This window comes from Amycolatopsis sp. N2S4-7 (assembly GCF_058119595.1).
On the sequence record NZ_CP172299.1, the window covers coordinates 1,681,728 to 1,701,943 of the forward strand.

The window sequence follows — 20,216 nt, forward strand, 5'->3', positions numbered from 1 at the left end:
GCCCTACCGCTTCCGGCCGAGGGTGGCCAGTGCGGCGCGCAGCACGCTCGCCGTCGTGTGGCCGTCGCCGTCGGCGAGGACCTTGTCCACGGCCGCCTCGGCCTGCTTGGCCGGGAAGCCGAGCCCGGCCAGGGCCTCGACGACCTCGGCCCGCAGGGCACCGGGCGCGGTGACCGCCGGCGCGTCGCCGGAGCCGAGCGCGGTGACCTTGTCCCGCAGCTCGAGGGTGAGCCGTTCGGCGCCCTTGCGGCCGATGCCGGGCACCGAGGTGAGCACGGTGATGTTGCCTTCCACCAGCGCGCCCCGCAGCTTGCCGGGGTCGAGCACGGCGAGGGTGGCCAGCGCGAGCCGCGGCCCGATCCCGGACACCGTCTGCAGCAGCCCGAACAGCTCCCGCGCGTCGGCGTCGGCGAAGCCGAACAACGTCAGCGAGTCCTCGCGCACGACCAGCGCGGTGTGCAGCCGGGCTTCTTCGCCGCGGCGCAGGGTGGCCAGGGTCGCCGGGGTGGCCTGCACGGCGAAGCCGACCCCGCCGACCTCGACCACGACGTGGTCCAGGCCGACCGACAGGACTTCCCCGCGTACCGACGAGATCATCGTGCTGCTCCTGGGTTCTTGGCTTGTTTCGCCGCCGCGGCGAGGCGGGCCTTGTGCGTGCGGGCCATCTCGGCCGCGCGGGCTTCGGCCTCGGCGAGCCGGGCCCGCATCGGCTCCCGCCAGAGGTGGCAGATGGCGAGGGCGAGCGCGTCCGCGGCGTCGGCGGGGTGCGGCGCGACCTCGAGGTTGAGCAGGCGCATGACCATGGCGGTGACCTGCGCCTTGTCCGCCCGGCCGGACCCGCTGACGGCGGCCTTGACCTCGCTCGGCGTGTGGAACACGACCGGCAGGCCCCGCCGCGCGGCCGCCAGCGCGACCACGCCACCGGCCTGCGCGGTGCCCATCGCGGTCCGGACGTTGTGCTGGGCGAAGACGCGCTCGACCGCGACGGCGGCCGGCTTGTACTTGTCCATCCACCGTTCGACCTCGTCGGAGATGCCGAGCAGCCGGTGCGCCAGATCGGCGTCGGCCGGCGTCCGCACCACGTCGACGGCGACGCAGCGGACGGCCCGGCCCTTGCCGCCGTCGACCACCCCCAGGCCGCACCTGGTCAAACCGGGGTCGACCCCGAGCACCCGCACCCGCATTTCCTCCCGCCGCGAACATCAGTTCGAGGGTTGAGGCTACTGGGCGCCGCTGCGGCAGGATGGAAGACATGCCGCAGCTGTCGGATTTCGTCACCCACCTGGGACTTCAGCCGCTGCCCGTCGAAGGGGGGCGGTGGGCGCAGAGCTGGCGGTCGGAAACCGGCTCCGCGATCTACTACCTGCTCGTCGCGCCCGAGCGCTCCGCGCCGCACCGGCTGGACCGCGTCGAGGTCTACGCGCACCACGCGGGCGCGCCGGCCGCGATGCTGCTGCTGCACGAGGACGGCTCGGTCGAGCGGCCCGTGCTCGGCACCGACGTCGCCGCCGGGGAGCGGCCGCAGGTCGTGGTGCCCGCCGGGACGTGGCAGGCCACCGTCACGCGCGGCGAATGGAGCCTGCTGGGGACGGTCGTCGTCCCGCCCTACACGGACGACTGCGTCGAATTCGCGTCCGCTGCGGACCTGGCTCAGCGGTACCCGGAAGCGGCCGCCGACCTGCGGGTGTTCTAGGGACCGTCGACGCCGGGAGTCCAGCTTTCGGGGTCGCCGCTCTCGGTCAGCACCGGCTGCCACCGGGCGAAGCCCTCTGGCGCGTCCGGGTGCCACGGGAACTTGCCCTCCGGTGTCGCGACGATCAGCTGCAGCGCCGGGAAGTCGCCGTCCGGGTAGATGAGGAACGCCGTGCCGAAGTACTCGGGGTAGTGCCCCTTGTTGACGCGTTCGAGGACCACGGCGACGCCCTCGAAGAAGTCCTCGTAGCGCTTGCCGACCTCGAAGATCTCGCCGTTGGCCGCGCGGTCGACGTAGGCGTCGAGCAGCACTTGGCCCATCTGGTCGGGCAGCCCGACCACGACGGCCTCCGGCACGTGGTGCAGCGCCCACGCACAGGCGGTGAAGCAGTAGCCGGCACCTTCGTCGTCGGCGGCGACGGTGATGACCGCGTTGCCGCGTTCCTTCGCCTGCCCCTCGATCCATTCGATGAGGCGCAGTTCTTCCGCGGACAGTTCGGCGGTGATGTCGGCGGCAGCGGCGGGGGTCGTCGAGGTCACGGCCCACATTGTGCCCGACGAGGCCCCCAGAGCACAGGGCCCGGGCCGGAAAGTTTCCGACCCGGACCCGGATGCCTTGCGAGACAGCGAAAACTCAGCCGACTTCGGCGAGCACCTCGTCGGAGACGTGGAAGGCAACACCGCGCGTAGACGTCCCTCCGCCGTCACCCGACCTCGGCGAGCACCTCGTCGGATACGTCGAAGTTCGCGTAGACGTTCTGGACGTCGTCGCAGTCTTCGAGGGCGTCGATCAGCTTGAAGACCTTCTTCGCGCCGTCCACGTCGAGGGGCACGTTGACCGTCGGGAGGAACGTGAGCTCCGCCGACTCGTACTCGAACCCGGCCTCCTGCAGCGCCTTGCGCACCGGCACCAGGTCGCCGCCCTCGCAGACGATCTCGAAGCTCTCGTCGAGGTCGTTGACCTCTTCGGCGCCCGCGTCGAGCACCGCCATGAGGACGTCGTCCTCGGTGGCGTCGCCCTTCGGCATGATCACCACACCCTTGCGGTTGAACATGTAGGCGACCGACCCCGGGTCGGCGAGGGAGCCGTTGTTGCGCGTGAGCGCGGTGCGGACCTCCATCGCGGCGCGGTTCTTGTTGTCGGTCAGGCACTCGATCAGCACCGCCACGCCGTTCGGGCCGTAGCCCTCGTACGTGATGTCCTGCCAGTCGGCGCCACCGGCCTCTTCACCGGCGCCGCGCTTGCGGGCGCGCTCGATGTTGTCCTGCGGGACCGAGTTCTTCTTCGCCTTCTGGATGGCGTCGTAGAGCGTGGGGTTGCCGTCCGGGTCGCCACCACCGGTGCCCGTGCGGGCGGCCACCTCGATGTTCTTGATCAACCGCGCGAAGAGCTTGCCGCGCTTCGCGTCGAGGTTGGCCTTCTTGTGCTTCGTGGTGGCCCACTTGGAGTGGCCGCTCATCTCTCCTCCATCTGTTCCGTACCCCGGCCGGGCACCGCGTCTCAAGCAGCCTGTCGCACGAGGTCGACGAACAGCCGGTGCACCCGCACGTCGGGCGTCAGTTCCGGGTGGAACGCGGTCGCCAGCACCGCCCCCTGCCGGACCGCGACGATCCTAGCGGCCTCGTCTCCCACGCCGGGCACGCCGCTGACCGTGGCCAGCACGTCGACGCCGTCACCGGCCTTCTCGACCCACGGGGCCCGGATGAACACCGCGTGCACGCCGCCGCCGTCGACACCGGCGAAGTCCAGGTCCGCCTCGAACGAGTCGACCTGCCTGCCGAACGCGTTGCGCCGGACGACGACGTCGAGCCCGCCGAGCTGCTGCTGGTCCGGCCGCCCGTCGAGGGTCTGGCGCGCCAGCAGGATCATCCCGGCGCACGAGCCGAAGGCGGGCAGCCCGTCGGCGATCCGCGCTTTGAGGGGTTCCAGCAGTTCGAAGCTCTCCAGCAGCCGCGACATCGTGGTCGACTCGCCGCCGGGCAGCACCAGACCGTCCACTTCGGACAACTCGGCGGCGCGGCGCACCGGCTTCGCCCGCGCGCCCGCCTCGGTCAGCATCGCGACGTGCTCGCGCACGGCACCCTGCATGGCGAGCACACCGATGACCGGCTCTGACGACACCCGACCTCCCGAAAGACCTTCCCACCAGCCTAGACGCCCCGGCTCCGGGGCTTACCGGCAGGTCAGGACCGGTCCCGGAAGGCCCCGATGTGGGGCTACACCCGAAGCGGCGTTGGGGCGCGTCCAACGCACCCGGTGTGGCGCTGGTGCGCCCAGGCACCCGATATGGCGCTGGTGCACCCCGCGGCCGACATGGCTTTGGTGCGCCCACGCGCCCGGTATGGCGCCGGTGCGCCCAGGAACCCGATATGGCGCTGGTGCACCCCGCGCCCGACATGGCTTTAGTGCGCCCACGCGCTCGATGCGGCGTCCGGCGCGCCCGATATGGCGTCCGGCGCACCGAACGCCAGGTCGGGGCGCTGGAGCCGCCGTCAGGGCACGCCCGCCAGGCGGAGCAGCGCCGCTGTCGCCGCGGCCGCCACGACCACCAGCACGAACGGCGCCTTCCGCCAGGCCAGCACGCCCGCGACCAGCACTCCGGCCGGGCGGGCGAAGCCGGCGAACCCGTGCCCCTCGGTCAGCGCGCTGACCGCGACCAGCGCCGCCAGCAGCACGACCGCCGCCAGGGCCATCAGCCGTTCCGCCTTCGGCGACAACTTCACCCGGCTGCGCAGCACGGGCCCGGCGAACCGGAAGGCGAACGTGCCCCCGGCCAGCACCGCCATGGCGATCAGCAGTTCCGTCCCGTCCATCAGCGCGCCTCCTCGAGTTCGGGTTCCTTGGCCGCGACGCCCACCAGCACCCCGGCCAGCGCGAGCAGCACCGGCAGCCCGGCCGGCAGGAACGGCGTCGCGGCCAGCGCGACCAGGACCCCGGCCAGCACCGGCAGCCGGGCCGCCTTGTCCCGCAGCGACGGCAGGACCAGCGCCAGCAGCACCGCCGGGAACGCCGCGTCGAGCCCGAACACGTCCGTGTCGGTGATCGCCGTCCCGGCGAACGCCCCGGCCAGCACCCCGGCGTTCCAGAACACGAAGATGCCCAGCCCGCAGGCCCAGTAGGCGGCGCGGCGGCGCGGGGCCTCGTCCTGGGCCATGGCGAACGCCACCGTCTCGTCGCTCATCAGGTGGCTGCCCATCAGCCGAGCGGGCCACCGCTTCCCCAGGACGTCGCCGATCGCGAAGCCGAACGGCAGGTGCCGCGCGTTGGCCAGCAGCCCGGCCAGCACGGCGGCGAACGGGTTGCCGCCGGCGGCCACGATGCCGATGAACATGAACTGCGACGCGCCGGCGAAGACCAGCAGCGACATCAGCATCGGCAGCCACAGCGGGAAGCCGGAGCTCACCGCGATGGCGCCGTAGGACACGCCCACGAGACAATCGGCGAGACAGACCAGGCCGATGTCGCGGGCGAGAGCCCGATCGAGTGTTCGCCATATCGAACGCATGTGTTCTATAGTGAACGGCAGGCCCCGTGTTCGTCAAGACGAACAGACAGACCGATGGAGCGAACGGCATGTCGCAGGAACCGACCGGAGCGCCGCTGGAGATCATCGCGGCGTCGCTGCGCCGGGAGCGGACCCGCGCGGGACTGTCCCTGACCGAGGTCGCGCGCCGCGCCGGCCTCGCCAAGTCGACGCTTTCGCAGCTCGAGTCGGGCACCGGCAACCCCAGCGTGGAGACGCTGTGGGCGCTCGGCGTCGCCCTCGACGTGCCGTTTTCCCGGCTGGTCGAACCGGAGCGGCCCAAGGTCCGCGTCATCCGCGCCGGCAAGGGCCCGACGGTGTTCGCCGAACACGCCGACTACGCGTGCACGCTGCTGTCGGCCTGTCCCCCGTCCGCGCGGCGGGACATGTACCTCATCCGGGCGGAACCCGGGACGCCGCGGCGGTCCGACCCGCACATGACCGGCGTGATGGAGCACATCGTGCTGTGCGCGGGACGCGCCCGGGTGGGCGTGCTGGAGGCGCCGGAAGAGCTGAACCCCGGCGACTACATCTCCTACCCGGGCGACGTCCCGCACATCTTCGAAGCCCTCGAGCCGGGTACCTACGGCGTCGAGATCTCCGAATACATCTAGGAGGTCACCAGCCGCGCTCGGCGAGGCGGTGCGGCTCCGCGAGCTCCTCGACGTTGATGCCGACCATGGCCTCGCCCAGGCCGCGCGAGACCTTCGCCAGCACGTCCGGGTTGTCGTAGAACGTCGTCGCCTTGACGATCGCCTCGGCGCGCTGGGCCGGGTTGCCGGACTTGAAGATGCCGGAGCCGACGAACACGCCCTCCGCGCCGAGCTGCATCATCATCGCCGCGTCGGCCGGGGTCGCGATGCCGCCCGCGGTGAACAGCACCACCGGCAGCTTGCCCGCCTGGGCCACTTCGCGCACCAGCTCGTACGGCGCCTGCAGCTCCTTCGCCGCGACGAACAGCTCGTCCTCGGGCAGCGACTGCAGCCGGCGGATCTCGCCGCGGATCTTGCGCATGTGGGTGGTCGCGTTGGAGACGTCGCCGGTGCCGGCCTCGCCCTTGGAGCGGATCATCGCCGCGCCCTCGGTGATGCGGCGCAGCGCCTCGCCGAGGTTGGTCGCGCCGCAGACGAAGGGCACGGTGAACGCCCACTTGTCGATGTGGTTGGCGTAGTCGGCCGGGGTGAGCACCTCGGACTCGTCCACGTAGTCGACCCCGAGGGACTGCAGGACCTGCGCCTCGACGAAGTGGCCGATGCGGGCCTTCGCCATCACGGGGATCGAGACGGCCTCGATGATGCCGTCGATCAGGTCGGGGTCGCTCATCCGCGCGACGCCGCCCTGTGCGCGGATGTCGGCGGGCACGCGCTCCAGCGCCATCACCGCGACCGCACCGGCGTCTTCGGCGATCTTGGCCTGCTCGGCGGTGACCACGTCCATGATCACGCCGCCCTTGAGCATCTCGGCCATGCCGCGCTTCACCTTGGCGGTGCCGGTGACGGACTGGACGGTGCCACTGGGGGTGGTCTGCTGCTCGGACACGACGAGGCCTTTCGACACGAAAACGAGGGGTACGTGTCCGAGGGTAGGTCGGCGGTGGACCCTTCAGGCAGGCCAGTACGCGGCTATCTCAGGAGTCCACTTCCGGCACGCCCGCGACCAGGACTTCCGCGGCCCGCGTGCGCGCGTACAGGACGTGACGTCCGGCACGATGCCCGCTGACCAGGCCCGCGGCCTTGAGGACGCCGAGGTGCTGCGACACCGCCCCGGCGCTCAGCCGGGTCCGGCGGGCCAGCTCCGAGGTGGACGCGGGCGCGGTCAGCTCGGTCAGCAGCATCGCCCGGCCGCGCCCCACGACGGCGGCCAGCGCCCCGGGCGCGGCGGCCGTGCCGGTCTCCCACAGCGTGGCGATCCCGCGGGGCGGGTAGCGCAGCACCGGCTGCCACCGCGGGTCGGTCTTGGAGAACACCCGCGGCCAGACGAACGCCGACGGCACCAGGACGAGACCGCGCCCGTCGAGCGGCACGGCGGCGTGCAGGTGCCGGTGCGCCACCGTGAGCGTGCCGCCCTGCCAGCGGACCAGCGGGGTGAGGTCGTTGAACAGCTCGGCGGCGCCGCCCTGGGCCAGCAGCCGCGACCGGTGCAGCACGTCGGCTTCCAGCAGCGCGCGGATCCGGGGCCAGTCGGGGGCGAGCACCAGCTCCCAGTACCGCTCCATCAACGTCGCGAGCCGCTCGAGACCGGCCTCGGGATCGCGGTGGAAGCGGTTCAGCGCGGGCGAGCGCGGCCCCGACATCGCGTCCAGTTCGCGCCGGACGAGGCGGGCGGGCACGTCGCGGAGGTCGGCGAGCTCGTCGGCCAGCTCCGGCAGGGGCGTCGACGGCGTCCCGGCGAGGAAGCCCGGCAGGTGCCGCAGCGGGACGAGGTCGCGCAGCAACCCGATGTCGAGACCGGCCCCGCCGAGCGCCGCGGTGGCGCGCTTGACCCACGGCAGGTGCAGCGCGTGCTCCCCCGGCTGGTTCAGGACGCGGACGCTCGCCACGATCTCCCACGCCGGGGAGAACGCGAACCGGGTGTGCGCCAGGTCCTCCGTGGAGAATGCCAGGTCGAGCACGCGCTGCCTCCTGCCGTGGGTCGGCGAAGTCTAAGACCCTCCCTTGTAGACGGTCGAGCGGGGCGCGGAAAGCCCTTGCGGGAAGGCGAAAATCCCCCGTGGGTCGTACCTCCGCGCCACCGCGCGCAGCCGCGGCAGGTTCACCCCGTAGTACGCCTCCGCCCAGTCCGGCATCTCCGGGTCGAGGTAGTTGACGTACCCGGTGGTGCCGAACTCCGGCCCGAGCCCGTCCCGCACGGCGGCGACCGCGCGGCGGGCCGCCGGCAGGCCGCCCGTTTCGGGCCGCACGTCGTGCAGGATCTGGAAGCTGGCCAGTGCCTTCCGGTGCGGGAACGCCGTCTCGCGGACGCCGACCCGCGCGATCGCGCCGCCGCCGGAGTCGACGAGCGTGAGGACGTTCGGGTTCCGGGTCAGCACCGCCACCACCTCGGCCGGGTCGGCGATCGGCCGCATCAGCATCCGCGACGTCCCGACGTACGCCTCCCGGACCGCGGGCGCGCCCGGCCCGGCGTCCCGGCCGGCGAAGGACCGCATCGCGCCCAGGTGGTCCTGCAGCCGCCCCCGCCGCTCGGTGGGCTCGGTACCGACCCGGCGGACGAGGTCGTCGAGTAGCTCGGCCAGCCGGGCCTGCGGACCGAGGAACGTACCGCTGACCTCGGCGGATCCGGCCGTGAGACCCATGCCGGACCACAGCTCGTCCGGCACCGTCCCCAGCCACTCCTGCCAGGCGCCCAGCAAGGCGGCCTGCGCCTCGACCGGGAACGTCAGCGCGTAGGTGACGACGTCCACGGCCGGCACGGTCCGGAAGGTGAACCCGGTGACGATCGCGAAGTTCCCGCCGCCCCCGCCGCGCAGCGCCCAGAACAGGTCCGGCTCCGCCTCCGCCGAAACCGTCCGCACCCGGCCGTCGGCCGTGACGATCCGCGCCGCCTCGAGGTGGTCGCACGTCAGCCCGTACTTCCGGTCGACCAGCCCGACGCCGCCGCCGAGGGCGAGCCCGGCGATGCCGACCGTTTCGCACGTGCCGGCGGGCAGGACCCGGCCGGCGGCGGCCAGCGTCGAGGCGATCGGGCCCAGCCGGGCGCCGGCCCCGACCACCGCGCGGCCGTCCGGGCGCACGTCGATCCCCGAGAACCGGCCGAGGTCGACCACGATCCCGCCGTCCACTGTGGAATAGCCGGGATAGCTGTGCCCGCCGCTGCGGGCGGCGACGGGAAGGCCGTGCCGGGCCGCGAAGCCGACGGCGGCCTGGACGTCCTCGACGCGCGCGGCGCCGACCACGCCCGCCGGCATCCGGTCGTCGTACATCGTGAAGAACGCCTGCTTGGCGTCGGGGTAGCCGGGGTCGCCCGGCCGGAACAGCGGGCCGGCCAGTCGCCGGCGCAGCCGCTCCCAGTCGTCCGGCGGCGGCCACCCCGCCAGGCCCGCCACCGGCACCGCTCCGGAAATCCGCAAAAAGGTCCGCCTGTCCACGCCTCTCCCCCTGCCCCGTGTCCCCCCGGGCATTCGGCTGGTCCCGGGAGCCCTGCCTTGCCGTGACCAGGGTAGCGGGTGTGTGATCGAGGACACATCCCGTACACCAGCCGTTCGCCGAGGAGTCGTCATGGCAGACAAACAAGCCAAGAACGCCGACACCGGGGCCGCCGTCGCTGTGGACGACCCCGCCAAGGTCCGCAACGTCGTGCTCGTCGGCCCGTCCGGCTCCGGGAAGACGACCCTCACCGAGGCCTTGCTCGCCGCCTCCGGCACGGTGCCGCGCGCGGGCTCGGTGGTGGACGGCACGACGGTGTGCGACCACGACCCGGCGGCGGTCCGCCAGCAGCGTTCGGTCGGCCTCTCGGTCGCGCCCGTGCTGCACCAGGGCCACAAGATCAACCTGATCGACACCCCGGGGTACGCCGACTTCGTCGGGGAGCTGCGGGCCGGGCTGCGCGCGGCGGACGCGGCGTTGTTCGTCGTCTGCGCCGCCGAAGGCGTCGACGCGGCGACCGTCGCCGTGTGGGAGGAGTGCGCCGCGGTCGGCATGCCGCGCGCGGTCGTCGTCTCCCGGCTCGACCACCACCGGGCCGACGCGATGGCCGAGATCGCCGCCTGCCAGGCCGCGTTCGGCGCCGGCGTGCTGCCGCTGTACCTGCCCGCGGGCGACGGCCTGGTCGGGCTCATCACCCAGCGGTACTTCGACTACTCCGGCGGCCACCCGCCGAAGGTCGGCGAGCCCGACCCGGCCGACCTCGAGCGGATGGCCGAGGCCCGCAACGAGCTCATCGAAGGGATCATCGCCGAGAGTGAGGACGAGTCCCTGATGGACCGCTACCTCGCCGGCGAGGAGATCGCCGAGGACACCCTGATCGGCGACCTCGAGACCGCCGTCGCGCGCGGCACGTTCCACCCGGTCATCCCGGTGTGCGCGACCAGCGGCATCGGCCTCGCCGAGGTGCTCGACGGGATCGTCCGGGCGTTCCCCTCCCCGCTCGAGCACGAACCGCCCGACGTCACCACGCCCGACGGCGCGCCGCACGCCGCGATCACCGCCGACCCCGCGGGCCCCCTCGCCGCGGAGGTCGTCCGGACGGCTGTCGACTCCTACGTCGGCCGGGTTTCCCTCGTCCGGGTGTTCTCCGGGACGCTGCGCCCCGAGCGCCCCGTGCACGTGTCCGGCCACGGCCTCGCCGAACGCGGGCACGAGGACCACGACGCCGACGAGCGCGTCGCGCACCTCTACTCCCCGCTCGGCGCGAACCTGCGGGAAGTGCCCTACTGCGTCGCGGGAGACCTCTGCGCGCTGACGAAGGTCGGATCGGCCGAGACCGGTGACACCGTGTCCTCGCCCGAGGAGCCGCTGCTGATGGAGCCGTGGGCGATGCCCGAGCCGCTGCTTCCGGTGGCGGTGGTCGCGAAGACCCGCAGCGACGAAGACACGCTGGCGCGCAACCTTTCCCGGCTCGTCGCCGGGGACCCGACACTGCGCCTGGACCGCAACGCCGAGACCAACCAGCTCGTGCTGTGGTGCATGGGCGAAGCCCACGCCGACGTCGTGCTGTCCCGGCTGCGGGCCGGCGGCGCGGACGTCGACACCGAACCGGTGAAGATCAGCCTGCGCTCGACGTTCGGCAAGCCCGCCAAGGGGCACGGGCGGCACGTGAAGCAGTCCGGCGGCCACGGCCAGTTCGCCGTCTGCGACATCGAGGTCGAGCCGCTGCCGCGCGGCGGCGGGTTCCAGTTCGTGGACAAGGTCGTCGGCGGCTCGGTGCCGCACCAGTTCATCCCGAGCGTGGAGAAGGGCGTGCGGGCGCAGCTGCAGCGCGGGCTGGCCGACGGGCACCCGGTCGTCGACGTCAAGGTCACGCTGGTCGACGGGAAGGCGCACAGCGTCGACTCCTCCGACGCGGCGTTCCAGACCGCCGGCGCGCTGGCCGTGCGCGAGGCCGCGGCGAACGGGCACATCACCATGCTCGAGCCCCTGGAGGAGGTGGCCATCCGGCTGCCGGACGAGCACCTCGGCACGGTGCTCGGCGACCTCTCGTCCCGGCGGGGCCGGGTGCTGGGCACCGAAGCCGGCGAAGGCGGGCGGACGGTGATCCGGGCCGAGGTCCCGGCGACCGAGCTGGTGCGGTACCTGATCGACCTGCGCTCGATGACCTCGGGCACGGCGACGTTCACCCGCCGCCACGCCCGGTTCGAGCCGATGCCGGAAGGGATGGCGGTGCACTAGCGACGGGCCGAGGGGGACATCCCCCGGGTGTCCCCTCCGGCTCCGCCGTCAGAACTCGAAGCCGCCGGGACGGCCGTTGCGGTCGGCGAGCAGCCCGGCGAGCGTGGCCAGCGCGATCTCCGGCGGGGTCCGCGAGCCGATGTTCAGCCCGACCGGCCGGTGCACCCGCGCGATCTCGGCGTCGGCGACACCTAGTCCCTGCAGTGCGGCCACGTGCGGGCCGGGGTGCCGAGGGTTGCCGAGCACGCCGACCCACCGCGGTCCCGCCGCCAGCGCGGTCTTGAGCACCTCACCGAGCTCGGGCCGGTGATGATCGGTGACGACGACGTCCGCGGCCCCGTCGAGCGGCGGCAGCGTGGTCTCCGCCTCGAAGCCTTCGGGCACGTCGGTGACGCGCGCGGGATCGGGTTCGAACAGCGCGACGTGGTACCCGAGGTCCCGCGCGAACTTCAGCAGGTACCGCGACACGGGTGACGCGAAGACGGCCACCAGGGTCCGCACGTTCGGGTCCGCTTCCGCCTTGCCGTGCGCGACGTCGCAGGCCTCGGGTTCGCTCATGCGGTCATTGTTCCCCGTGTCGCCCCCGCAATCACGCGTGATGCCCCGCCGATCACGCGAGATGCCCCGCGAAGCACGCGGTTCAGATCTCCTCGAGCACGCTCAGCCGGAAGTGGAACGTCGACGTCCGGCCTTCGACGATCACCAGGTAGCCGCCCGCACCCCGCAGGACCTTCCGCGACTTCGGCGACCACGGGTACACCGGCTGGTACTCCCTCGCCAGCCGCAGCGCCTCGGCTTCGGCCGTCTCCTGGTCGGCGTAGGAGAACGTTTCCGACAGCGACCAGCTCCGGTTGTCACCCATGCCGCGCTGCTCCTCGACGACCACCCACCAGCTCATGCGGGCTCCGCCACGGTCTCGCCGAGCGTCACGCGGAAGTGGAACGTCGCGGTCCGGCCGGTCGCGATCACCAGGTAGCCGTCGCCGACGCGCAGCACCTTCCGCTCCTTCACCGACGCCGGGTGCACGGGCTCGTGCGAGAGAACGCCAGCCGCCGCGCCACCTCGTCGGCGTGGGCGCGGTCCCCGCCCGCCGGTTTCGTCTTGGTGACGTTCCAGGCGCGTGCGTCCCCGCCGCCGCGCTGCTCCTCGACGACCACCCACCACATCTCAGACCTCCGGTTCCGCGAACTCGAAGTACTCCGGCAACGGCGCCGTGCCCGCGAGCCGGAAGTAGCGCACCTTCCGGCGCCGCCGGAGGCGGAGGGTGTCGCGGACGGCGTCGTTGTGGACGCGGCGGGCGATCACCACCCGGTGCTCGGCGTCGGTGAGCTCCTCGGCCAGCTCGGCCGGCAGGGCCGTCCGGTCGACGCGGCTCAGGTGCAGGGTCAGCTCGTTCTCCGCGGCTTCGCGGTCGGCCCGCGACGCCGCTTCGGCGCGTTCGGCCGACGTCCGCAGCACCGGGTCGCCCGAGAGGGCCGCGACCGCGCGCGCCACGACCGCCCGGCGCGCCAGTGCCGCGTCGAGCGCCGCCCAGCCCGCGTCCGTCCGGACGTGCAGCCGGTCGAGGCGGTTCGCCGTCGCCACCAGGAACAGCCCGCCCAGCACCACGATCAGCGCGAGCAGGGGAAGCAGCCAGCCGAGCACGCTCACTGCGCGAGCTCCCGCTCCGCCGTCGTGGCGACGCGCCGCGGGTCGGCGGCGACGGCCGTCTCGTAGACCCGCAGCACCTGCGTGGCCACCACCGACCAGTCGAACATCGTGACCCGCTCCCCCGCCGCCGCGGCCAGCGACGCGCGGCGCGCCGGGTCGCCGAGCAGGTCGCGCAGCCCGTCCGCGAGGGCGGCCGGGTCACCGGTCTCCACCAGCTGCCCGGCGCGGCCGTCGTCGAGCACCCGCCGGAACGAGTCGAGCCCGCTCGCCAGCACTGGGGTCCCCGCGGCCATCGCCTCGGTCAGGATCATCCCGAAGCTCTCGCCGCCGGTGTTCGGGGCGCAGTAGACGTCGACGCTGCGCAGCGCCCGCGCCTTGGTCGCGTCGTCGACCTGGCCGAGCAGCTCCAGGTGCGGCGCCAGCGCCGGGCCGGCGTCGCGGCGCAGCTGGTCGGTGTCCCCCCGGCCGACGACGACCAGCCGCAGGTCCTCGAACTCCGGCAGGATCCGCCGCAGCGCCTCGAGCAGCACGCCCATGCCCTTGCGCGGCTCCCCGAACCGGCCGACGAAGCCGACCGTGCCGCCGGCGCGCGGGTAGCCCGGCAACGGCGTCGCCGAAGAGAAGAAGCCGACGTCGACGCCGTTGGGGATCTCCACGGCGTCGCCGCCCGCGTGCTCCACCTGGACCCGGCGGGCCAGCGCGGACACCGCGATCCGCGCCGTGATCTTCTCCAGCAGCGGCCGCAGCACCGGCTGGAACGCCGACAGCGTGCGCGAGCGCGTCGTCGCGGTGTGGAACGTCGCCACGATCGGGCCGTCCGCGATGAGCAGCGCCAGCAGGGACAGGCTCGGCGCGGCCGGCTCGTGCAGGTGCAGGACGTCGAAGTCGCCCTCGCGGATCCAGCGCCGGACCCTGGCGTAGGACACCGGGCCGAACTGCAGCCGGGCGACCGAGCCGTTGTACGGGATCCCGAGCGCCTTGCCCGCCGGGTGCACGAACTCCGGCAGGTCCGCGTCCTCGTCGGCGGGCGCGAGCACGGACACCTGGTGCCCGCGCGCGAGCAGCGCCTTCGTCAGGTCGATCACGTGCCCCTGGACCCCGCCGGGCACGTCGAACGAGTAGGGGCAGACGATCCCGACCCGCATCGGACGCGCGGTCACGCCGTCAGCTCGCTTCTTCGAGGCTGACCCGCTCGCCGGCCTCGAGGTCGGCGGGCCAGAACTTCTGGACCATGTGCCAGTCGGCCGGGTGCGCGGCGATGTCGCCGGCGAAGATGTCGGCCAGTGCCTGGGTCGCGGCCGGGACCTCGGCCCGCGCGGTGACCCGGATGCGCGGGTGCAGGCGGATCTGCCAGCCGTCCTCGGTGAACCAGCAGCCGGCCGGGATGAGGGCCGCGCCGGTTGTCGCCGCCAGCCGCGCCGGGCCGCCCGGGAAGCGGGCCTGTTCGCCGAAGAACTTCACCGGGATGCCGCTGGTGGTCAGGTCGCGGTCGCCGACCAGGCAGACGGCCTTGTTCTCGCGCAGCCGCTTCAGCAGCACGCGCATCGCGGAGCTGTCGCCGGTCAGCGGCACGATCTCGAACCCGAGCGACTCGCGGTACTCGACGAACCGGCGGTAGAGCGACTCGGGCTTCAGCCGCTCGGCCACCGTCGTGAAGCCGCCGAGGTAGCCGGCCAGCCACACGCCGGCGATGTCCCAGTTCCCGCTGTGCGGCAGCGCCATCACCGCGCCGTTGCCCTCGGCGAGCGCGGCGTCGAGGTTCTCGACGCCGGTGATCGAGGCCGCGACCTTGGCGCTGACCTCCTGCTGGTCCATCGACGGCAGCCGGAACGTCTCGTGCCAGTACCGGGCGTACGAGCGCATCGCGCGCCGGGTGAGCTCGTCCAGCTCGACCGGGTCGGCCTGCGGGACCACGCGGGCGAGGTTCGCGCGCAGCTGCCGCACTCCCCCGCCGTCGCGGCGGACCGCCAGGTCGGCGCCGAGCGAGAAGACCGTGCTGCCGAACCCGGCGGGCAGCCAGCCGGCCAGCCGCCAGCCGGCCGCGTAGCCGAAGGCGCTCAGCCGCTCGGTCAACCTGGTCATACGGGCTGCTCCCCGGCGGCGGCCTCGCGGGCCGCCTTCGCCACGGCGGCGAAGCGCTGCAGCAGCGTGACGACCGATCCGGCGGCGAGCAGCCAGAGCGTCACGTCCACGGTGTACGGAATACCGAAGCCGTGCAGACCGGTGCCGACCAGCGCGATGATCAGCCGTTCGGCGCGCTCGACGAGCCCGCCGTCGACCGGCAGGCCCGAGGCGTCGGCCCTCGCCTTGACGTAGGAGATCACCTGGGCGAGCACGAGGCACAGCAGCGCCGCGGCGGCGGCCGGGCGGTTGTCGTCGACGACGAAGCACCACCAGGCGATGGCCGCGAACAGGGCACCGTCGACCAGGCGGTCGCAGGTCGCGTCGAGCACCGCGCCGAACGGTGTGCCGTAGCCGCGGGCCCGGGCCATGGCACCGTCGAGGATGTCGAGCATGGCGAAGCCCCACACCGTGAAGGTGCCCCACAGGAGGTGATCGTTCGGGAAGAAGACCAGTGCGCAAACCACCGCGCCGGCGGTGCCGAACACGGTCATCATGTTCGGGGTCAGCCCGGCGCGGACCAGCGCCTGGCCGATCGGATCGGTGACGCGGGAGACGGAGGCACGCGCGAAGATATTGAGCATCGGTTCGTCGAGGCACCTGGCTACGAGGGTCGGGTGGGCGTTGGCAGCCTATCGACCCCCGTGCGCACCTCCGACGTGCCGCCCCGGGTCAGCCCGATTTCGTGAGCCGGACGACGTCGCCGGAGAGCTCGCGCGCCTCTTCGGCGGCCACGGCGGCGGCGCACTTCGGCGACAGCTGACGGCGGATCGCCGCGCTGATTTCGCCGAGCGCGGTGACCTGTTCCGGCGTCAGCGGGTCGAACAGGCTCTCGCGGACGGCCTCGACGTGGCCCGGCGCGGCCGCCTCGAGCGCGGCGAAGCCTTCCTTCGTCAGCACCGCCCAGGCGCCGCGCTTGTCGGTCGGGCAGGCCTCGCGGCGCACCCAGCCGTTCGCCTCCAGCCGCGCGACGGCGTGCGAGAGCCGGCTTCGCGACGCCTGACGCGCGTCGGCGAGCTCGCTCATCCGCAGCCGGCGCCCCGGCGCTTCCGAGAGGGCCACGAGGACCTCGTAGTAGGTGTGCGGCATGCCCGAGTCGTGCTGCAGCTGGCCCTCGAGGTGGGCGCTCAGCATGCGGGTGGCCGCGTTGAACTCACGCCAGACGCGTTGTTCGTCGTCGCTGAGCCATCGGGTTTCGGACATACCCCCATCATACCCTCGGTTGAACACTCAATAAGGGTTTTCCGATTACGGCGAATTCACGCTCACCAGGCGTCGGCCAAGAGGTCCCGCGTCTCGCCCAGCAATTGCGGAAGCACCTTGGTCTGGCCGATGATCGGCATGAAATTCGCGTCGCCGCCCCACCGCGGCACCAGGTGCTGGTGCAGGTGCGCCGCGATGCCCGCGCCCGCGATCACGCCCTGGTTCAGGCCGATGTTGAACCCGTGCGCGCCGGACACCGCGCGGATCACCTTCATCGCGTGCTGCGTGAACTCGGCGACCTCACGCGTTTCCCCGGCCGTCAGGTCGGTGTAGTCGGCGACGTGCCGGTACGGCACCACCATCAGGTGGCCGGGGTTGTACGGGTACAGGTTCAGCACCGCGTACACCGCGTCGCCGCGGGCGACGATCAACCCCGTCTTGTCGTCCAGGGAAGGGATGCGGCAGAAGGGGCAGCCGGGCTCCTCGTCGTCCTCCGGCTTGTCCTGGCCCTTGATGTAGGCCATCCGGTGCGGGGTCCAGAGGCGCTGGAACGCGTCCTGGACCCCCACGCCCTGCTGCTCGACGAGCTCGGGACCGTCACTCACCGAACGACCGTCTCCAGCGCCTCGGCCGACGGCGACGCGTTCTCGCGCCGCCCGACCCACTCCGCGATCGCGTTCACCGCTGCCTCCACCGGCACGCCGTTGATCTGGCCGCCGTCGCGGAAGCGGAACGACACCGCGCCCGCCTCGACGTCCTTCGCGCCGGCCAGCAGCATGAACGGCACCTTCTGCGTGGTGTGCGTGCGGATCTTCTTCTGCATCCGGTCGTCGCTCGCGTCGACCTCCGCGCGGATCCCCTTGGCGCGCAACGCCTTCTCGACGTCCTGCAGGTACTCCACCTGGTCGGCGGTGATCGGGATGCCGACCACCTGCACCGGCGAGAGCCACGCCGGGAACGCGCCCGCGTAGTGCTCGGTCAGCACGCCGAAGAAGCGCTCGATCGAGCCGAACAGCGCGCGGTGGATCATCACCGGGCGCTGGCGGGTGCCGTCCGGCGCGGTGTACTCGAGCTCGAACCGCTTGTTCTGGTTGAAATCCAGCTGGATGGTCGACATCTGCCAGGTGCGGCCGATCGCGTCCTTGGCCTGCACCGAGATCTTCGGGCCGTAGAACGCGGCGCCGCCCGGGTCCGGGACCAGCTCGAGGCCGGAGTCGACGGCGGCCTGCCGCAGCGTTTCGGTGGCCTCCTCCCACTCCCAGTCCTCGCCGATGAACTTGTCGGAGTCACCGCGGGTGGACAGCTCGAGGTAGAAGTCGGAGAGGCCGTAGTCGGCCAGCAGGTCGAGCACGAACTTGAGCAGCGACCGCAGCTCGCCCGGCATCTGCTCCTTGGTGCAGTAGATGTGCGAGTCGTCCATGGTCAGCCCGCGCACGCGGGTCAGGCCGTGCACCACGCCCGACTTCTCGTAGCGGTAGACGGTGCCGAACTCGAACAGCCGCAGCGGCAGCTCGCGGTACGACCGCCCGCGCGAGCGGAAGATCAGGTTGTGCATCGGGCAGTTCATGGCCTTGAGGTAGTAGTTCTCCTCGTCGAACTGCACCGGCGGGAACATCGTGTCCGCGTAGTAGGGCAGGTGGCCGGAGGTGTGGAACAGCTCGCCCTTGCTGATGTGCGGCGTGTTCACGAACTCGTAGCCGGCCTCCTCGTGGCGGCGGCGCGAGTAGTTCTCCAGCTCGCGGCGGATGATGCCGCCCTTGGGGTGGAACACCGGCAGGCCGGAGCCGATCTCCTCCGGGAAGGAGAACAGGTCGAGCTCGGCGCCGAGCTTGCGGTGGTCGCGGCGCTCGGCCTCGGCGATGCGCTCGAGGTGGGCGTCCTGCGCCTCCGCCGACTCCCACGCCGTGCCGTAGATCCGCTGCAGCTGCGGGTTCTTCTCGCTGCCGCGCCAGTACGCCGCGGCGACGCGGGTCAGCTTGAACGCGGGGATGAACTTCGTGGTCGGCACGTGCGGACCGCGGCAGAGGTCACTCCAGACACGTTCCTTGGTGCGCGGGTCGAGATTGTCGTAGATGGTGAGCTCGCCCTCGCCCACCTCCATCACCTCGGAGGTGTCCACTTCGGACTTGAGGTCGACGAGCTCGAGCTTGAACGGCTCGTCCGCCAGTTCCTTTTTCGCCTCGTCGACCGAGTCGAAAACGCGCCGGGAGAACTGCTGGGCGCCCTTGACGATCTGCTTCATGCGCTTTTCGAGCGCCTGCAGGTCCTCCGGGGTGAACGGAGTGTCGACGGCGAAGTCGTAGTAGAAGCCGTCCTTCACCGGCGGGCCGATGCCCAGCTTGGCCTCCGGGAACTGCTGCTGCACGGCCTGGGCGAGCACGTGCGCCGCCGAATGGCGGATGACGCTGCGCCCGTCCTCGGTGTTCGCGGCGACCGGCTCGACCTCGGCGTCGGCCTCCGGGGCCCACGCGAGGTCGCGGAGCTTCCCGTCGGCGTCGCGGACCACGACGATCGTGTCCTCGCCCTTGGTCGGCAGGCCGGCCTCGCGGACCGCCGCGCCCGCCGTAGTGCCCGCCGGTACCACCACGCGGGAGGCGGCCACGGGGGAAACGGGGGGCGACTGGGACACGATGGCTCCTCGGACTTCAGTGAGAAAGATGACGCCGTCGATGCTAGTCGGCGGCCCGCGGGCACCTCACGCGCGTCCGCGAACGCCGGACCGGCCGCCCCCGGGTGCGGGAGCGGCCGGTCCGATCGGCTCAGAGGGTCTCGACGACCTGGTCGAAGTCCAGCCGCGGCAGGCGGTCGAACCACGGGTTCTCGCCCGGCTTGCCGACGTTCACGACGACCAGCGAGCGCCACTGCTTGCCGGCGAAGAACTCCTGGTCGACCCCGGCGGCGTCGAAGCCGGTCATCGGGCCCGCGGCGAGCCCGGCGGCGCGCACGCCGATGATGAAGTAGCCGACCTGCAGCAGCGAGTTCAGCTTGGCGAACTCGAGCCGGCCCTCCTCGTCGGAGAAGTTGTCCTTGACCCCCGGGTTGTGCGGGAAGACCTGCGGGATGTTTTCGTGGAAGTCGACGTCCGCGGCGAGCACGACGGTCAGCGGGGCGGCTTCGGTCTTGTCCCGGTTGCCCGGGGACATGTGCGGGAGCAGGCGGGCCTTCGCCTCGGCGGTGCGCAGCACCAGCGCGCGCAGCGGCTGGGTGTTCATCGACGTCGGGGCCCACTTGACGAGGTCGTAGATCGCGCGGACCTGCTCCTCGGTCACCGGCTCGGAGCTGAAACTGTTGGCCGTGCGCGCCTCGCGGAACAGCAGGTTCTGGACGTCCGCGGGGAGCTGAAGGGCCTCGGTCTGCTCGGCAAAGGTGGTCATGGGGCGGCATTCCTTCCGTTGGGTCGGTACCCCGTGCAACCAGGTTGAGCGTTGAACTATTTCGCGCTCAACTTCTCCGCGGCGGTGAGCTGACCCACAGCCGGGTCCAGGCGACTCGCCAGGTACGCGACCCGACCCTCCAGGCACGGCGCCCACCCCTCCGGGTACGCGAGCCGACTCCCCCGGCCCGCCAGCCGACCCTCCAGGCCCGCGAGCCGACTCCCCCGGCACGCCCACCGACCCTCCAGGCACGCCAGCCGACTCCCCCGGCACGCCAGCCGACTCCCCAGGCCCGCGACCCGACCCTCCAGGCACGAGCCGACTCCCCC

Annotated in this window: 24 protein-coding genes; 3 read left to right on the forward strand and 21 right to left on the reverse strand. The window is 72.4% G+C overall.

All coding sequences use genetic code 11. The features are described 5' to 3' along the window. Nucleotides 1-3: 3 nt before the first annotated feature. Complete coding sequence (gene ruvA, locus ACH54P_RS07635; protein ID WP_489911635.1) at nt 4-597, reverse strand: Holliday junction branch migration protein RuvA; 594 nt, start codon at nt 595-597, stop codon at nt 4-6. Next, a complete protein-coding gene (ruvC, locus tag ACH54P_RS07640; protein WP_360269759.1) occupies nt 594-1,178 on the reverse strand; it encodes a crossover junction endodeoxyribonuclease RuvC in 585 nt (194 codons plus the stop codon). Before ruvC ends, ruvA begins: the two co-directional genes overlap by 4 nt. A 74-nt stretch (nt 1,179-1,252) precedes the next feature. Here ruvC and ACH54P_RS07645 point away from each other — a divergent pair, with 74 nt between their 5' ends. Continuing rightward, nucleotides 1,253-1,693, forward strand: a complete 441-nt coding sequence (locus ACH54P_RS07645) for a cupin domain-containing protein (protein ID WP_489911636.1) — start codon at nt 1,253-1,255, stop codon at nt 1,691-1,693. Here ACH54P_RS07645 and ACH54P_RS07650 read toward each other — a convergent pair. The 5 genes from ACH54P_RS07650 to ACH54P_RS07670 form a co-directional block, all read right to left on the reverse strand. Beyond that, nucleotides 1,690-2,241, reverse strand: coding sequence for a DUF4262 domain-containing protein (locus ACH54P_RS07650; RefSeq protein ID WP_489911637.1), 552 nt, complete (start codon nt 2,239-2,241; stop codon nt 1,690-1,692). The genes ACH54P_RS07645 and ACH54P_RS07650 overlap by 4 nt on opposite strands. Nucleotides 2,242-2,396: 155 nt before the next feature. Continuing rightward, the gene (locus ACH54P_RS07655) at nt 2,397-3,152 is read right to left on the reverse strand and encodes a YebC/PmpR family DNA-binding transcriptional regulator (RefSeq protein ID WP_013227126.1); all 756 of its coding nucleotides are present in this window, start codon (nt 3,150-3,152) and stop codon (nt 2,397-2,399) included. Between the two features lie 41 nt (nt 3,153-3,193). After that, nucleotides 3,194-3,814 (reverse strand): pyridoxal 5'-phosphate synthase glutaminase subunit PdxT, encoded by a 621-nt coding sequence (gene pdxT / locus ACH54P_RS07660; RefSeq protein ID WP_489911638.1) that lies wholly within the window; start codon nt 3,812-3,814, stop codon nt 3,194-3,196. Between the two features lie 371 nt (nt 3,815-4,185). Continuing rightward, nucleotides 4,186-4,506 carry an AzlD domain-containing protein gene (locus ACH54P_RS07665; RefSeq protein ID WP_489911639.1) on the reverse strand — a complete coding sequence of 107 codons (321 nt, stop codon included), beginning with the start codon at nt 4,504-4,506 and terminating at the stop codon, nt 4,186-4,188. Further along, entirely contained in the window at nt 4,506-5,198 is a 693-nt protein-coding gene (locus ACH54P_RS07670) for an AzlC family ABC transporter permease (RefSeq protein ID WP_489911640.1), read from the reverse strand. The genes ACH54P_RS07665 and ACH54P_RS07670 overlap by 1 nt, the downstream gene beginning before the upstream one ends. Before the next feature lie 68 nt (nt 5,199-5,266). On the opposite strand from ACH54P_RS07670, the gene ACH54P_RS07675 reads away from it, so the two are divergent. Further along, complete coding sequence (locus ACH54P_RS07675; protein ID WP_489911641.1) at nt 5,267-5,830, forward strand: helix-turn-helix domain-containing protein; 564 nt, start codon at nt 5,267-5,269, stop codon at nt 5,828-5,830. A 4-nt stretch (nt 5,831-5,834) separates the two neighbouring features. Here the strand turns inward: ACH54P_RS07675 and pdxS are convergent, their stop codons facing one another. The 3 genes from pdxS to ACH54P_RS07690 form a co-directional block, all read right to left on the reverse strand. Then, nucleotides 5,835-6,755 (reverse strand): pyridoxal 5'-phosphate synthase lyase subunit PdxS, encoded by a 921-nt coding sequence (gene pdxS / locus ACH54P_RS07680; RefSeq protein ID WP_489916349.1) that lies wholly within the window; start codon nt 6,753-6,755, stop codon nt 5,835-5,837. Between the two features lie 88 nt (nt 6,756-6,843). Beyond that, entirely contained in the window at nt 6,844-7,827 is a 984-nt protein-coding gene (locus ACH54P_RS07685; protein WP_489911642.1) for a DUF5937 family protein, read from the reverse strand. Nucleotides 7,828-7,857: 30 nt separating this feature from the next. Beyond that, nucleotides 7,858-9,300 (reverse strand): FAD-binding oxidoreductase, encoded by a 1,443-nt coding sequence (locus ACH54P_RS07690; RefSeq protein ID WP_489911643.1) that lies wholly within the window; start codon nt 9,298-9,300, stop codon nt 7,858-7,860. 130 nt (nt 9,301-9,430) lie between these two features. On the opposite strand from ACH54P_RS07690, the gene ACH54P_RS07695 reads away from it, so the two are divergent. Further along, entirely contained in the window at nt 9,431-11,539 is a 2,109-nt protein-coding gene (locus ACH54P_RS07695; RefSeq protein ID WP_489911644.1) for an elongation factor G-like protein EF-G2, read from the forward strand. Nucleotides 11,540-11,587: 48 nt separating this feature from the next. Here ACH54P_RS07695 and ACH54P_RS07700 read toward each other — a convergent pair whose 3' ends face one another. The 11 genes from ACH54P_RS07700 to ACH54P_RS07750 all read right to left on the reverse strand — a co-directional run bounded on the left by ACH54P_RS07700 (nt 11,588) and on the right by ACH54P_RS07750 (nt 19,887). Further along, entirely contained in the window at nt 11,588-12,097 is a 510-nt protein-coding gene (locus tag ACH54P_RS07700) for an XdhC family protein (RefSeq protein ID WP_489911645.1), read from the reverse strand. Between the two features lie 82 nt (nt 12,098-12,179). Then, the gene (locus ACH54P_RS07705; protein ID WP_489911646.1) at nt 12,180-12,437 is read right to left on the reverse strand and encodes a hypothetical protein; all 258 of its coding nucleotides are present in this window, start codon (nt 12,435-12,437) and stop codon (nt 12,180-12,182) included. Nucleotides 12,438-12,546: 109 nt separating this feature from the next. After that, the gene (locus tag ACH54P_RS07710) at nt 12,547-12,705 is read right to left on the reverse strand and encodes a hypothetical protein (RefSeq protein WP_489911647.1); all 159 of its coding nucleotides are present in this window, start codon (nt 12,703-12,705) and stop codon (nt 12,547-12,549) included. A gap of 1 nt (nt 12,706) precedes the next feature. Continuing rightward, complete coding sequence (locus tag ACH54P_RS07715) at nt 12,707-13,189, reverse strand: NUDIX hydrolase (RefSeq protein ID WP_489911648.1); 483 nt, start codon at nt 13,187-13,189, stop codon at nt 12,707-12,709. After that, the gene (locus ACH54P_RS07720) at nt 13,186-14,334 is read right to left on the reverse strand and encodes a glycosyltransferase family 4 protein (protein ID WP_489916351.1); all 1,149 of its coding nucleotides are present in this window, start codon (nt 14,332-14,334) and stop codon (nt 13,186-13,188) included. The genes ACH54P_RS07715 and ACH54P_RS07720 overlap by 4 nt, the downstream gene beginning before the upstream one ends. A 19-nt stretch (nt 14,335-14,353) precedes the next feature. Beyond that, entirely contained in the window at nt 14,354-15,271 is a 918-nt protein-coding gene (locus ACH54P_RS07725) for a phosphatidylinositol mannoside acyltransferase (protein WP_489911649.1), read from the reverse strand. Next, complete coding sequence (gene pgsA, locus ACH54P_RS07730) at nt 15,268-15,894, reverse strand: phosphatidylinositol phosphate synthase (protein ID WP_489911650.1); 627 nt, start codon at nt 15,892-15,894, stop codon at nt 15,268-15,270. Before pgsA ends, ACH54P_RS07725 begins: the two co-directional genes overlap by 4 nt. A gap of 88 nt (nt 15,895-15,982) precedes the next feature. Continuing rightward, entirely contained in the window at nt 15,983-16,513 is a 531-nt protein-coding gene (locus ACH54P_RS07735) for a MarR family winged helix-turn-helix transcriptional regulator (RefSeq protein ID WP_489911651.1), read from the reverse strand. Between the two features lie 62 nt (nt 16,514-16,575). Then, the gene (locus tag ACH54P_RS07740; RefSeq protein ID WP_489911652.1) at nt 16,576-17,118 is read right to left on the reverse strand and encodes an HIT family protein; all 543 of its coding nucleotides are present in this window, start codon (nt 17,116-17,118) and stop codon (nt 16,576-16,578) included. Next, nucleotides 17,115-19,142, reverse strand: a complete 2,028-nt coding sequence (thrS, locus tag ACH54P_RS07745) for a threonine--tRNA ligase (protein ID WP_489911653.1) — start codon at nt 19,140-19,142, stop codon at nt 17,115-17,117. Before thrS ends, ACH54P_RS07740 begins: the two co-directional genes overlap by 4 nt. Before the next feature lie 130 nt (nt 19,143-19,272). Further along, on the reverse strand, nt 19,273-19,887 hold the full coding sequence (locus ACH54P_RS07750; RefSeq protein ID WP_489911654.1) for a malonic semialdehyde reductase: 615 nt from the start codon (nt 19,885-19,887) through the stop codon (nt 19,273-19,275). Between the last annotated feature and the right edge of the window lie 329 nt (nt 19,888-20,216).

Excerpts from the sequence above, each read along its gene's own strand:
- ruvA (WP_489911635.1), bottom strand. The coding sequence starts at position 597 with ATGATCTCGTCGGTACGCGGGGAAGTCCTGTCGGTCGGCCTGGACCAC.
- ACH54P_RS07645 (WP_489911636.1), top strand. The coding sequence starts at position 1,253 with ATGCCGCAGCTGTCGGATTTCGTCACCCACCTGGGACTTCAGCCGCTG.
- ACH54P_RS07650 (WP_489911637.1), bottom strand. The coding sequence starts at position 2,241 with ATGTGGGCCGTGACCTCGACGACCCCCGCCGCTGCCGCCGACATCACC.
- ACH54P_RS07655 (WP_013227126.1), bottom strand. The coding sequence starts at position 3,152 with ATGAGCGGCCACTCCAAGTGGGCCACCACGAAGCACAAGAAGGCCAAC.
- ACH54P_RS07665 (WP_489911639.1), bottom strand. The coding sequence starts at position 4,506 with ATGGACGGGACGGAACTGCTGATCGCCATGGCGGTGCTGGCCGGGGGC.
- ACH54P_RS07670 (WP_489911640.1), bottom strand. The coding sequence starts at position 5,198 with ATGCGTTCGATATGGCGAACACTCGATCGGGCTCTCGCCCGCGACATC.
- ACH54P_RS07675 (WP_489911641.1), top strand. The coding sequence starts at position 5,267 with ATGTCGCAGGAACCGACCGGAGCGCCGCTGGAGATCATCGCGGCGTCG.
- ACH54P_RS07695 (WP_489911644.1), top strand. The coding sequence starts at position 9,431 with ATGGCAGACAAACAAGCCAAGAACGCCGACACCGGGGCCGCCGTCGCT.
- ACH54P_RS07700 (WP_489911645.1), bottom strand. The coding sequence starts at position 12,097 with ATGAGCGAACCCGAGGCCTGCGACGTCGCGCACGGCAAGGCGGAAGCG.
- ACH54P_RS07705 (WP_489911646.1), bottom strand. The coding sequence starts at position 12,437 with ATGAGCTGGTGGGTGGTCGTCGAGGAGCAGCGCGGCATGGGTGACAAC.
- ACH54P_RS07710 (WP_489911647.1), bottom strand. The coding sequence starts at position 12,705 with ATGTGGTGGGTGGTCGTCGAGGAGCAGCGCGGCGGCGGGGACGCACGC.
- ACH54P_RS07720 (WP_489916351.1), bottom strand. The coding sequence starts at position 14,334 with ATGCGGGTCGGGATCGTCTGCCCCTACTCGTTCGACGTGCCCGGCGGG.
- ACH54P_RS07725 (WP_489911649.1), bottom strand. The coding sequence starts at position 15,271 with ATGACCAGGTTGACCGAGCGGCTGAGCGCCTTCGGCTACGCGGCCGGC.
- pgsA (WP_489911650.1), bottom strand. The coding sequence starts at position 15,894 with ATGCTCAATATCTTCGCGCGTGCCTCCGTCTCCCGCGTCACCGATCCG.
- ACH54P_RS07735 (WP_489911651.1), bottom strand. The coding sequence starts at position 16,513 with ATGTCCGAAACCCGATGGCTCAGCGACGACGAACAACGCGTCTGGCGT.
- ACH54P_RS07750 (WP_489911654.1), bottom strand. The coding sequence starts at position 19,887 with ATGACCACCTTTGCCGAGCAGACCGAGGCCCTTCAGCTCCCCGCGGAC.